This window comes from Pseudomonas gregormendelii (genome assembly GCF_017114825.1).
GTDB lineage: Bacteria > Pseudomonadota > Gammaproteobacteria > Pseudomonadales > Pseudomonadaceae > Aquipseudomonas > Aquipseudomonas gregormendelii.
In genome coordinates, this window is record NZ_JADEVO010000006.1 from 22,474 (window position 1) to 34,482 (window position 12,009).

General features: G+C 60.5%; 14 protein-coding genes. All 14 read left to right on the top strand.

Annotated elements, in window-relative coordinates:
• Nucleotides 1-56: 56 nt before the first annotated feature.
• The 14 genes from acpP (at nt 57) to IMW75_RS06260 (ending at nt 11,938) form a co-directional block, all read left to right on the top strand.
• On the top strand, nt 57-293 hold the full coding sequence (acpP, locus tag IMW75_RS06195; RefSeq protein WP_004371293.1) for an acyl carrier protein: 237 nt from the start codon (nt 57-59) through the stop codon (nt 291-293).
• 107 nt (nt 294-400) lie between these two features.
• The gene (gene fabF / locus IMW75_RS06200) at nt 401-1,645 is read left to right on the top strand and encodes a beta-ketoacyl-ACP synthase II (protein ID WP_205892115.1); all 1,245 of its coding nucleotides are present in this window, start codon (nt 401-403) and stop codon (nt 1,643-1,645) included.
• Entirely contained in the window at nt 1,645-2,460 is an 816-nt protein-coding gene (gene pabC / locus IMW75_RS06205) for an aminodeoxychorismate lyase (RefSeq protein ID WP_205892116.1), read from the top strand. The genes fabF and pabC overlap by 1 nt, the downstream gene beginning before the upstream one ends.
• A 3-nt stretch (nt 2,461-2,463) precedes the next feature.
• On the top strand, nt 2,464-3,678 hold the full coding sequence (mltG, locus tag IMW75_RS06210; RefSeq protein WP_205892117.1) for an endolytic transglycosylase MltG: 1,215 nt from the start codon (nt 2,464-2,466) through the stop codon (nt 3,676-3,678).
• A gap of 19 nt (nt 3,679-3,697) precedes the next feature.
• On the top strand, nt 3,698-4,330 hold the full coding sequence (gene tmk / locus IMW75_RS06215) for a dTMP kinase (protein WP_205892118.1): 633 nt from the start codon (nt 3,698-3,700) through the stop codon (nt 4,328-4,330).
• The gene (locus IMW75_RS06220; protein ID WP_205892119.1) at nt 4,323-5,309 is read left to right on the top strand and encodes a DNA polymerase III subunit delta'; all 987 of its coding nucleotides are present in this window, start codon (nt 4,323-4,325) and stop codon (nt 5,307-5,309) included. The genes tmk and IMW75_RS06220 overlap by 8 nt, the downstream gene beginning before the upstream one ends.
• A 32-nt stretch (nt 5,310-5,341) precedes the next feature.
• Nucleotides 5,342-5,698 (top strand): PilZ domain-containing protein, encoded by a 357-nt coding sequence (locus tag IMW75_RS06225; RefSeq protein WP_045061717.1) that lies wholly within the window; start codon nt 5,342-5,344, stop codon nt 5,696-5,698.
• Between the two features lie 15 nt (nt 5,699-5,713).
• On the top strand, nt 5,714-6,505 hold the full coding sequence (locus tag IMW75_RS06230; RefSeq protein ID WP_205892120.1) for a TatD family hydrolase: 792 nt from the start codon (nt 5,714-5,716) through the stop codon (nt 6,503-6,505).
• Between the two features lie 397 nt (nt 6,506-6,902).
• Nucleotides 6,903-7,541 carry a TetR/AcrR family transcriptional regulator gene (locus IMW75_RS06235; RefSeq protein ID WP_008152317.1) on the top strand — a complete coding sequence of 213 codons (639 nt, stop codon included), beginning with the start codon at nt 6,903-6,905 and terminating at the stop codon, nt 7,539-7,541.
• Nucleotides 7,542-7,679: 138 nt separating this feature from the next.
• Nucleotides 7,680-8,648: a GTP 3',8-cyclase MoaA gene (locus IMW75_RS06240; protein WP_045061715.1), complete on the top strand. Its 969-nt coding sequence runs from the start codon at nt 7,680-7,682 to the stop codon at nt 8,646-8,648.
• A gap of 155 nt (nt 8,649-8,803) precedes the next feature.
• The gene (locus tag IMW75_RS06245; RefSeq protein WP_045061714.1) at nt 8,804-9,412 is read left to right on the top strand and encodes a DUF4823 domain-containing protein; all 609 of its coding nucleotides are present in this window, start codon (nt 8,804-8,806) and stop codon (nt 9,410-9,412) included.
• A gap of 17 nt (nt 9,413-9,429) precedes the next feature.
• Nucleotides 9,430-9,990: a DUF1285 domain-containing protein gene (locus IMW75_RS06250; RefSeq protein ID WP_205892121.1), complete on the top strand. Its 561-nt coding sequence runs from the start codon at nt 9,430-9,432 to the stop codon at nt 9,988-9,990.
• A 239-nt stretch (nt 9,991-10,229) separates the two neighbouring features.
• Entirely contained in the window at nt 10,230-10,943 is a 714-nt protein-coding gene (locus IMW75_RS06255) for a GntR family transcriptional regulator (RefSeq protein ID WP_045061712.1), read from the top strand.
• A complete protein-coding gene (locus IMW75_RS06260; RefSeq protein WP_045061711.1) occupies nt 10,940-11,938 on the top strand; it encodes an ADP-ribosylglycohydrolase family protein in 999 nt (332 codons plus the stop codon). Before IMW75_RS06255 ends, IMW75_RS06260 begins: the two co-directional genes overlap by 4 nt.
• The last annotated feature ends 71 nt before the right edge of the window (nt 11,939-12,009 follow it).

Sequence of the window (12,009 nt, forward strand, 5' to 3'; positions counted from 1 at the left end):
TACACTTACCCACTGGCCAGCTGCCTGAATTTGTCCATTAGGAGTGAAAACAAGGTATGAGCACCATCGAAGAGCGCGTCAAGAAAATCGTTGCCGAGCAACTGGGCGTTAAGGAAGAAGAAGTGACTAACAGCGCTTCCTTCGTTGAAGACCTGGGTGCTGACTCCCTTGACACCGTTGAGCTGGTGATGGCTCTGGAAGAGGAATTCGAGACCGAAATCCCTGACGAAGAAGCTGAGAAGATCACTACTGTACAAGCTGCAATCGACTACGTTACCAGCCACCAGGCGTAATAGTTTGTAGTCGTTGTTTGCTGTCATGGAAAAACCGCACTGCCTCCTGGCGTGCGGTTTTTTCTTTAGGCCTGATGCAAAGTCGTCATTTGAAAAAGGAGAGTGCTGTGTCGAGTAGACGCGTCGTAGTCACCGGTATGGGTATGTTGTCGCCACTGGGCACGGATGTGCCAAGCAGCTGGCAGGGCATTCTGGCTGGCCGCAGTGGCATTGGTCTGATCGAACACACCGACCTTTCTGCCTATTCCACCCGTTTTGGCGGCTCGGTAAAGGGCTTCAATGTCGAGGAATACCTGTCGGTCAAGGAAGCGCGCAAGCTCGACCTGTTCATTCAATACGGTCTGGCCGCAGGGTTTCAGGCAGTAAAAAATGCAGGCCTGGAAGTAACCGATGCCAACCGCGAACGCATCGGCGTCGCCATGGGCTCGGGCATTGGCGGCCTGACCAACATCGAAGAAACCAGCCGTACCCTGCATGAATCCGGCCCACGACGGATTTCGCCGTTTTTCGTGCCCGGCTCGATCATCAATATGATTTCCGGATTCCTGTCCATCCACCTGGGAGCACAGGGTCCCAACTACGCCATCGCCACGGCCTGTACCACGGGTACGCACTGTATTGGCATGGCGGCACGCAACATCATGTATGACGAAGCCGACGTGATGATCGCCGGTGGCGCCGAGATGGCCGCTTGTGGCCTGGGCATGGGCGGCTTCGGTGCCTCCCGGGCGCTGTCGACCCGCAACGACGAGCCTGCCCGTGCCAGTCGTCCATGGGACAAGGGGCGTGACGGCTTTGTGCTGTCCGACGGTGCTGGCGCGCTGGTACTTGAAGAACTGGAGCACGCCAAGGCTCGCGGTGCGACCATTTACGCCGAGTTGATCGGTTTTGGCACCAGTGGCGATGCGTTCCACATGACTTCGCCACCTGCCGATGGTGCGGGTGCTGCACGCTGCATCACCAATGCCTTGCGCGATGCGAAGATCAACAGTGACCAGGTCCAGTACATCAACGCCCACGGCACTTCGACTTCGGCCGGTGATCTTGCCGAAGCCTGTGCGATCAGGTCGGTGTTTGGTGATCACGCCTACAAGCTGGCCGTCAGTTCGACCAAGTCCATGACCGGTCACCTCCTGGGTGCCGCGGGTGCGGTTGAAGCGATCTTCAGTGTGCTGGCAATCAACAGCCAGGTGGCGCCACCGACCATCAACCTGGACGAGCCGGACGAAGGCTGTGACCTCGACTTCGTGCCGCACACTGCGCGCAACATGGATATCGACGTGGTGCTGTCCAACTCCTTCGGGTTTGGCGGTACCAACGGCTCCCTGGTGTTCCGCCGGTTCGCTGGCTGATGGACTGCTGGGTCGACGGTCAGCCGGCGCACGCTGTGTCGCTGAAGGATCGCGGCCTGGCCTACGGCGATGGTCTGTTCGAGACCATCGCCGTGCGCAATGGCACACCGGTATTGCTGGATCGTCATCTGGTGCGGTTGCTTGAGGGTTGCCAGCGCCTGGCAATCAACCTTGATGGCGCGGTGGTGCGCACCGAGCTGCTGACCTATGCCCTCGCGCTCGGTGAAGGCGTACTCAAGCTGATCGTCACCCGGGGCGACAGTGCTCGCGGCTATGCCCCGGACCCTGTCGTTGTGGCGCGCCGCATCATGCTGGGCAATCCTCCTGCGATTTATCCGCCAGCCCATGCGGAGCAGGGCGTGCGCCTGTTCCCTTGTGTCACCCGGCTGTCCCTGCAACCCTTGTTGGCTGGTCTCAAGCACCTCAATCGCCTGGAGCAGGTCATCGCCCGTTCCGAGTGGCAAGACGCTGAGCATGCCGAAGGCATGATGCTGGACCAGGCCGGTCGTGTGGTTGAGGGCGTGTTCAGTAATCTGTTCCTGGTGCGTGATGGTGTGTTGATCACCGCCGATCTCGGTCGCTGCGGCGTCGCCGGGGTAATGCGCGCTGAATTATTGTTTCAAGCTGAGTCTTCAGCGATCCCTGTACAAATCATCGATATCACCCTGGAACAGCTGCAATGGGCCGATGAAGTCTTTGTCTGTAATAGTGTTTATGGCATTTGGCCGGTGCGTGCGTATGCTGCACTGAGCTGGCCGGTTGGGCCACTCACCCGTAAACTCCAAACCATTGCCCGTGCGCTATTGGATGCTTGATTCGTGAGACGTAAATTCTTGCTGCTGCTTGAAACCGGATTGGTTCTGGCAGGGCTGTTATTCGGCTTTTCCGCCTGGAAAATTCATTCGGCGCTGGATCAGTCGCTGAACATCACCCAGGAAGAAATGCTCGAAGTACCCAAGGGTACGACACCCACCCGTACTTTCTACCGACTCGAAGCCGATGGCGTCATCAAGGACGCGTTCTGGCTTCGCGTGTACTGGCGCTTCAACCTCGCCGGACAACCCTTGCACAGCGGCGAATACCGCATGCAGCCCGGCATGACCGTCGAAGGCCTGATCGATTCGTGGAAACGCGGGGACGTGGTGCAGTACAGCGTGACGCTGGTCGAAGGCTGGAATTTCCATCAGGTCCGCGCGGCCCTCGCCAGGGACGAAAAACTCCAGCAGACCCTCGCAGGTTTGAGCGACTCCCAGGTGATGGAAAAGCTCGGCCACCCTGGGATTTTTCCGGAGGGGCGTTTTTTCCCCGATACCTATAGTTTCGTTCGCGGCATGAGCGACATCGAATTGCTCAAGACTGCTTACGAGCGCCTCGACGAAGTACTGGCCAGGGAGTGGAACCAGCGAGCGGCTGATCTGCCCTACGCCGATCCGTACCAGGCGCTGATCATGGCCTCCCTGGTGGAGAAGGAAACCGGTGTGCCCCAGGAGCGCGGGCAGATTGCCGGCGTGTTCGTGCGACGCATGGCGTTGGGCATGCTCCTGCAGACTGATCCAACCGTGATCTACGGCCTGGGCGATCGCTACAGCGGCAAATTGACTCGTGCCCACCTCAAGGAAGCGACGCCGTATAACACCTACATGATTTCCGGCCTGCCACCGACTCCCATCGCCATGGTCGGGCGCGAAGCGATTCACGCGGCATTAAATCCGGTGGCCGGCAGCAGTCTGTATTTCGTTGCCCGTGGCGACGGCAGTCATGTTTTTTCCGATGACCTGGATGCGCACAACAACGCAGTGCGCGAGTACCAGCTCAAGCGTCGCGCCGATTACCGTTCCAGCCCGGCACCGGCCACTGTACCTGAGGCACCAGCGCCGCAAACACCTGACACCAACAGCGCGGCCGACGAAGCGCCGATTCCTGCCGCGGCGCCCAACCCCGATCCCGAGGCTTTGCCCCAGGTCGCACCGCAGGAGCCGCCAGCGGCGCCTGCAGCCGAACCGGACGCCACCACGCCGCAAAGCCCGCAATGACCCTGACTAAGGACTGCCTGTGACTGGCTTGTTTATTACCCTGGAAGGCCCCGAGGGCGCCGGCAAGAGCACCAATCGCGAATACCTCGCCGAGCGCCTGCGCACCGCCGGTATCGAGGTGGTGTTGACCCGCGAGCCGGGCGGCACCGCGCTGGCCGAGCGAATTCGTGAGGTGCTGCTGGCGCCGGTCGAAGAAGCCATGAACCCGGACACCGAGCTGCTGCTGGTATTCGCCGCTCGCGCCCAGCACCTGGCCGAAGTCATCCGCCCGGCATTGGCCCGGGGGGCTGTGGTGCTGTGCGACCGGTTCACCGATTCCACCTATGCCTACCAAGGTGGCGGCCGTGGCCTGTCGCTGGAACGTATTGCCACCCTGGAAACCTTCGTCCAGGGAGACCTGCGCCCGCACCTGACGCTGATTTTCGACCTGCCGGTGGAAGTCGGTCTGGCGCGTGCCAGTGCCCGTGGTCGCCTTGACCGCTTCGAACTGGAAGGCAGGGCCTTCTTCGACGCGGTGCGCAGCGCCTTCCTCAAGCGCGCTGAAGCCGATCCTGCGCGTTACGTGCTGGTCGATGCCGCACAACCGCTGGTGCAGGTCCAGCAGTCCCTGGACGCCTTGCTCCCGCGTCTGCTGGAGCTGGCCCGTGGCTGAAGCCTATCCCTGGCAGGACTCGCTCTGGCAGCAACTGGCCGGTCGCAAGCAGCATGCCCACGCCTACCTGTTGCACGGCCCGGCCGGAATTGGCAAGCGTGCATTGGCCGAGCGCTTGATGGCCAGCCTGTTGTGCCAGCGCCCGACTGCCCAGGATGCCTGCGGCGAGTGTAAATCCTGCCTGTTGCTCAAGGCCGGCAGCCACCCGGACAACTACGTCCTCGAACCGGAAGAGGCGGACAAGGCGATCAAGGTCGATCAGGTTCGCGAACTGGTAAGTTTCGTGGTGCAGACCGCGCAGATGGGCGGGCGCAAAGTCGTGCTGATCGAGCCTGTCGAAGCCATGAACATCAACGCCGCCAACGCTTTGCTCAAAAGCCTTGAAGAACCTTCCGGCGATACCGTATTGCTGCTGGTCAGCCACCAGACCAGCCGTCTGTTGCCGACCATCAAGAGCCGTTGCGTGCAGCAGGCCTGCCCATTGCCTGGCGAGGCCATGAGCCTGGCCTGGCTGGCGCAGACCTTGCCCGATTGCTCCGAAGAGGAGCGCGTGGAACTGTTGACCCTGGCCGCCGGCTCGCCGCTGGCGGCGGTCAAGCTGCAGGCCCAGGGCGTGCGTGAGCAAAGGGCGCTGGTGGTCGAAGGGGTCAAGAAGCTGCTCAAGCAGCAGCAGTCGCCGACACAACTGGCAGAAGGCTGGAACGCGATTCCGCTGTTGCTGCTGTTTGACTGGTTCTGCGACTGGTCGAGCCTTATCCTGCGTTATCAGTTGACCCAGGATGAAGAAGGGCTGGGGCTGGCGGACATGCGCAAAGTGATTCAATACCTGGCGCAGAAGTCGGCTCAGGACAAGGTCCTCGATATCCAGGACTGGATTCTCGCCCAGCGCCAGAAAGTCATGAGCAAAGCCAACCTCAATCGGGTATTAATGCTCGAGGCCTTGTTGGTGCAGTGGGCGTCTCTGCCCGGCCAGAAGTGACTAGACTCTGAACATCGGCCGAGGAGGTCAGCATGAATGAACCCGTCAACTCCGGGCCGCGCAACGGCATCCTGTCCCTGACCATCAAGGACAAGTCGGTGCTTTACGCGGCGTACATGCCCTTCATCAAGAATGGTGGCCTGTTTATTCCGACCAACAAGAGTTACCGGTTGGGGGATGAAGTCTTCATGCTGCTCAACCTGATGGATGAAGCCGAAAAGATTCCGGTCGCCGGCAAGGTCACCTGGATCACGCCCAAAGGCGCCCAGGGCAACCGCGCCGCCGGGGTCGGCGTGCAGTTCAATGACGGCGACAACACCGCCCGCAGTCGAATCGAAACCCATTTGGCCGGAGCCCTGAAGTCCGACCGTCCCACTCATACGATGTAAGTTGCAGCCCTCTTTATGCTCGTAGATTCCCATTGTCACCTTGATCGACTCGACCTCGCCGCGCACAACGGCTCACTGGATGCCGCGCTGGACGCGGCCCGCCAACGGGGCGTCGGTCACTTCCTGTGCATTGGCATCAGCGTCGACAATGCCGCCGACGTCAAGGCCCTGGCCGAGCGTTACGACGACGTTGACTGCTCGGTGGGCGTGCATCCCCTGGACGTACAGCCCGGTGCGGCGCCAGCACTGGACTGGCTGCTGCAGGAGCTCAACCATCCGCGCGTGGTAGCCATTGGTGAGACGGGCCTGGACTATCACTACGAGCCGGAAGCGGCCGAGTTGCAGCAGGCGTCCTTTCGTCTGCATCTGCAGGCGGCGCAGCAGACCGGCAAACCGGTGATTATTCACACCCGCGGAGCCCGCGCCGATACGCTGGACCTGCTGCGCGAAGCCGCGCTGCCTCAGGCTGGGGTGCTGCATTGCTTCACCGAAGACTGGGACATGGCGAAAGCGGCGCTGGACATGGGTTATTACATTTCATTGTCCGGGATTGTCACTTTCCGCAATGCCGACGCCCTGCGCGACGTTGCCAGCAAGGTCCCGGCCGATCGATTGCTGGTGGAAACCGACTCGCCGTACCTGGCCCCCATTCCTCATCGCGGCAAGCCAAACCTGCCGCAGTACGTGCGCGAGGTAGCGGAATTTCTGGCAATGTTGCGCGGGGAGTCCTACGAGCACTTTGCCGCGCAGACCACTGAGAACTTCAAACGGCTGTTTCCATTGGCCCACGTCAGGGCGTCGGCGTAACGCAGGTACACAAGATAGCAGCCCTCGGCAGCTCCTACGGGGCTTTGGCCCCTGAATCGCAGGCAAAAAAAACCCGGGTTCTGGGGGGTGAATCCGGGTTAAGACCATTAGGAGTAAAACAAAGATACGCGGTCCGTTGGTACCTTTATCGTCGAGACACTTGGGGGAGATGTCTCGTCGACAGTTGAAGTATTGATCAGTATTGCGCCGAGTCCAGTTTAGCCGGTCAGGTTTTTAAACAATTTTGGAATACGCGCGCTTCGGAAGAGTTCTCATCAACCGGCCAGCGTGCATGAAAACCTCATGAAACACAGATATGGTCGGATGATCCGTGCATTTTGGCGCAAGTTAGGCATAATACGCGGCTTCGAATTTTGACCCCTACAGACCTTTTCTTATGCATAAAGAACCTCGTAAGGTCCGTGAGTTTCGTCGCCGCGAGCAGGAAATTCTCGATACCGCGCTAAAGCTGTTCCTCGACCAAGGTGAAGACAGTGTCACCGTCGAGATGATTGCTGATGCCGTCGGTATCGGCAAAGGCACGATCTACAAGCACTTCAAGTCCAAGGCCGAGATCTACTTGCGCCTGATGCTCGACTACGAGCGTGACCTGAACGAGCTGTTGCATTCCGCCGACGTCGACAAGGACAAGGAAGCGCTGTCGCGCGCCTACTTCGAATTCCGCATGCGCGATCCGCAACGCTACCGGTTGTTCGACCGCTTGGAAGAGAAAGTGGTCAAGGGCAACCAGGTGCCGGAGATGGTCGAGGAACTGCACAAGATCCGCGCCTCGAACTTCGAGCGGTTGACCCTGCTGATCAAGGGTCGTATCAGCGAAGGCAAGCTCGAAGATGTCCCGCCTTACTTCCACTACTGCGCATCCTGGGCGTTGGTGCACGGTGCCGTGGCGCTGTATCACTCGCCGTTCTGGAGCAATGTGCTGGAAGACCAGGAAGGCTTCTTCCAGTTCCTGATGGACATCGGCGTGCGCATGGGCAACAAGCGCAAGCGCGACACCGACACCCCAAGCAGCTGAGCCATTCAGCTGCCTTATTGCGCCATGATATTCACACCATGGCGCATGCCGCAGGAATATACTCAGGCATGGGACTTGCTAAAACTTGATTTGTGAGTCAAGTTTTAGCAGTTCCATTTCCTTTCGCCGGAGTGCTCCATGATCGTTGACCGTCAAGGCAGGCGTTTTCGCAATTTGCGGATCAGCCTGACTTCAGCCTGCAATTACGCCTGTACCTACTGCGTGCCTGATGGCAAGCGGCTGGTGGCTGCGCAGGATGAACTGTCGGCCGATGCCATGGCACGGGGCGTGGCCTATCTCATCGAAGCGGCGGGCATCGAGCGTTTGCGCATCACCGGTGGCGAGCCGCTGGTCAGCCCGAAACTCGAAGCCTTCATGACCGCCGTCGGCAAGATGGGGCTCGAAGATATCAGCCTGACCACCAACGGCCAGTTGCTGGCGAAGAAGCTGCCACTGCTGGTCGATGCCGGCATCCGGCGCATCAACGTGTCCCTCGATACCCTGGATGCCGGCGCTTTCCGTAGTATCGCGCGTGGCGGCGACCTGGCGACCGTGCTCAATGGCATGGACCAGGCCAGCGCGGCAGGCATGAAGATCAAGGTGAACATGGTGCCGTTGCGCGGGCAGAACCTCGATCAGGTGATGCCGCTGCTCGATTATTGCCTGGAGCGCGGCTATGAGCTGCGCTTCATCGAATTGATGCGCATGGGGCATCTGGCCAGTGACTCCAATGCCTTCCTGCAGCAATTCGTCAGCCTCCAGCAATTGCTCGACCTGATCGGCGAGCGCTACGAGTACCTGCAGGCCGATGCGCCCGTCGATGCCACGGCGGTGCGTTACGAAATTCCGGGAATGGGCCACTTCGGGGTAATTGCCAACGAAAGCGTGCCGTTCTGCCGCACCTGCTCGCGGCTGCGGCTGTCGTCCACAGGCTGGCTGCATGGCTGCCTGTCGTCGAGCAACCGCCACTATGTCGGCGATCTGCTGGATAAACCGCGCCACCAGGCGTTGCCAGCCTTGCAACGGCTTCTGGTCAAAGCGCTGGGAGACAAGCAGGAAGTGGCGTTCTCCGGCGGCGCGACCATCATGAAGATCATCGGCGGCTGAAAATCTGCCTTCGCGAGCACGCCCGCTCCCACAGTCGACCTGCATTCACAGGTGCAATGCATTTCCCTGTGGCAGGAGCTTGAGCTTGAGCTGGCGCGGAAGCTGCATCCAATGCCCATTCGCCGGTTTTCCGTCACCGGCCTCTGGAGGACAGGATGCGTAACCCGGTTTTGCTGCTGGCCATTTTGGCGCTTGGTGGCTGCATGAACGTCAGTGACATGGCCGAAGGCACCCGTTATCACATGAGCGATGCCGGCCTGCTCGATCACAGCGACAGTCGTCGGGTCAGTAACCTGCGAATCCAGCCGGACTCCTTCATCTACATCGCCCAAGGCGCATTCGCGCCGCGTGGCGGCACTGCCCACCCGCGTCCCAACGTCATCGCCGAAGTGGCCTTCGATGGATTCATCGAGTATTTCCCCATGGTGCGCCGCGCTCGCGCGCCTGAGGGGCTCGACGAGGCTATGGGTGAAGCCCGCGCCGTGGGCGCTCATTACCTGCTGTACACGCGCTTTGCCAAGGCGGACGACCGTATCGGCAACTCCGATGAGTGGCTGGACCAGGAAGCCGTGGACCGGCTGGGTGTCGATACCGGTGTGATTCAGATCATGTTGATCGAGACCAGCACCCAGTATTTGATCGATACTGCACGCATCAAGAGTCGCGGCGGTTTGCTGACGTTCCACGACTCTCGGCCCGAAGACCTGATGGGCCCGCCGCTTGAGCAATACGCGCGCAGCCTGCTGGGCATCAGTGATCAATAATTTTCCAGGAGAACACCATGAGCGGACCGCAAAAAGCCAACGACCTGCTGGGGCAAATCCCCAAGACCAAAGGCCTGCCGCCGGTCCACCTGTGGAATCCCGAGTTCTGTGGCGACATTGATATGCGTATTGCCCGGGACGGCACCTGGTATTACCTGGGCACGCCGATCGGACGCAAGCCGATGGTCAAGCTGTTCTCCACCATCATCCGCCGCGACGGGGATGATTACTTCCTGATCACCCCGGTCGAGAAGGTCGGCATCAAGGTCGATGACGCCCCGTTCGTGGCCATTGCCGTGGAAGTGGAAGGCGAGGGTGAGGCCCAGTTGCTGCGGTTTACCACCAACGTTGACGAGACTGCCGAGGCGGGGGGAGAGCACCCCATCCGCGTGGTGATCGACCCGGTCACCCAGGAGCCGGCGCCTTACGTGCACGTGCGGACCAACCTTGAGGCGCTGATCCATCGCAATGTGTTCTACCAGTTGGTGGAACTGGCCGTCACCCGGGAGATCGACGGGCAGCGCTGGCTTGGCGTGTGGAGTGGTGGTGAGTTTTTTCCCATCGGTCTTGAGCCCTGAGTGGTTATTTCTGACGCCATCGCGGGCAAGCCTTGCTCCCACAGGGTTTGCAGGTAACTTGCTGAACTCCCTTCCCTCATGGGGGGCGCATACCACCTGTGGGAGCAGGGCGCTGTGAGAGCAAAGCACTCTGGGAGCAAGGCTTGCCCGCGATTGACCGCGAAGCGGACACCTTCCATTTGTCACCTCACTGAAATATTCCTTGCCCGCTCCAACCCGTTTCGGGTATCAATTTGTACATGATTAGACAGGTACGATTTGACAAGAAAAAACGGGTGGTCGACGAGCTTATCCGGCGCATCGAAAGCGGCCTCATGGAGGACGGTTTCCTGTTGCCCGGCGAACATCAGTTGGCTCAGGAATTCAAAGTCAGCCGAGGCACGTTGCGTGAAGCCCTGGCCGAGTTGAAACGGCGCCATTACATCGCCACGCAAACGGGGGTCGGTTCCATCGTCACCTTTGACGGGGTAGTGCTCGACCAGCGCAGCGGTTGGGCCCAGGCCCTGGCCGACAGCGGGGCGCTGGTCAATACCGAAGTGCTGCGCCTGGAGGCAGTGGATCGACCCGATTTGCTGTCGCGCTTTGGCACTGAAAAATTCATCACACTGGACCGCCGCCGGCGCTCCAACGATGGCACCCTGGTGTCTCTTGAACGCTCTCTGATGCCCGCCAACAGCGGCCTGGAAAGCCTGCCCCGGGTCGGTTTGATCGACGATTCCCTGACCATCACCCTGGCGGCCTATGGTTTTATCGGCGAGCGCGGCGATCAATGGATCGGCGCCGAGCCGCTGAATGCCGAGGACGCACAACTGCTCGGACGACCGGTGGGCACGGTCTTTCTCAAGGCTTTGCGCACCACCTACGACCGGCAAAACCGCTTCATGGAACAGGTCGAAAGCTTGCTTGATCCCGTGCACTTTCGCCTGCACCTGCAATTTGGAACCCCGCAATGACCCCGCTCAATCGTGCCCTCGGCGCGTTCTACGGACTGGCCCTGGGCGATGCGTTGGGCATGCCGACGCAATCGCTCAGCCGCGCTGATATCAAGGCGCGTTTCGGTCAGATCAACGACCTGCAAGACGCCGGCCCCGATCAGCCGATCGCGGCCAATATGCCCGCCGGTTCGATCACCGATGACACCGAACAGGCGATTCTGGTCGGTCAGTTACTGATCGAGGGCCAGGGTCGGATCGAGCCTTCGGAGCTCGCCCAGCGCCTGATCGAATGGGAAGCCGAGATGCGAGCCAAAGGCTCGCAGGATCTGCTGGGGCCCTCGACCAAACGGGCGATCGAAATGATCCTTGCCGGGCATTCGCCGGCAGAGGCCGGGCGCTACGGCACCACCAACGGTGCGGCCATGCGCATTACGCCGGTGGGCATCGCGGCGGACATCGCTGACCCCGAACGTTTCATTCAGTCCGTCGTGCAGGCCTGCCAGGTCACCCACAACACCACCTTGGGCATTTCCAGCGCGGCAGCGGTGGCGGCGGTGGTCTCCGCCGGCATCAACGGCATGGACCTGGGCGCTGCACTGAACCTGGGTCAACATATCGCCCAGCAAGCCGAGAGCCATGGACATTGGGTCGCCGGTGGCCGCATCGCTTCGCGCATCAGCTGGGCCCGGACCATCAGTGTCGACAGTGACAAAGCGTTGCTCGCCGACCTGCTATACGACGTGATCGGCACCTCGGTGGCTTCCCAGGAATCGGTAGTGGTGTCCTTTGCCCTGGCGCAACAGGTGGCCATTGGCGAAATGAACGCGTTCGAGGCGCTGTGCATGGCCGCGAGCCTGGGTGGCGACACCGACACCATCGCGGCGATCCTGGGTGCCATGCTCGGTGCCTGCCTTGGACTGGAGAGCTGGCCTGTGGCGATGATCGACAGGGTCAAGATGGTTAACGGTCTGGCGCTGGAACCGTTGGTGCAGGGCCTTATGGCTTTGCGCTGAAGGCGAGAACACCACACCACTGTAGGAGGCGCGTCATACATTCGTTTTGCCGACAACCACAAAAATGGCAA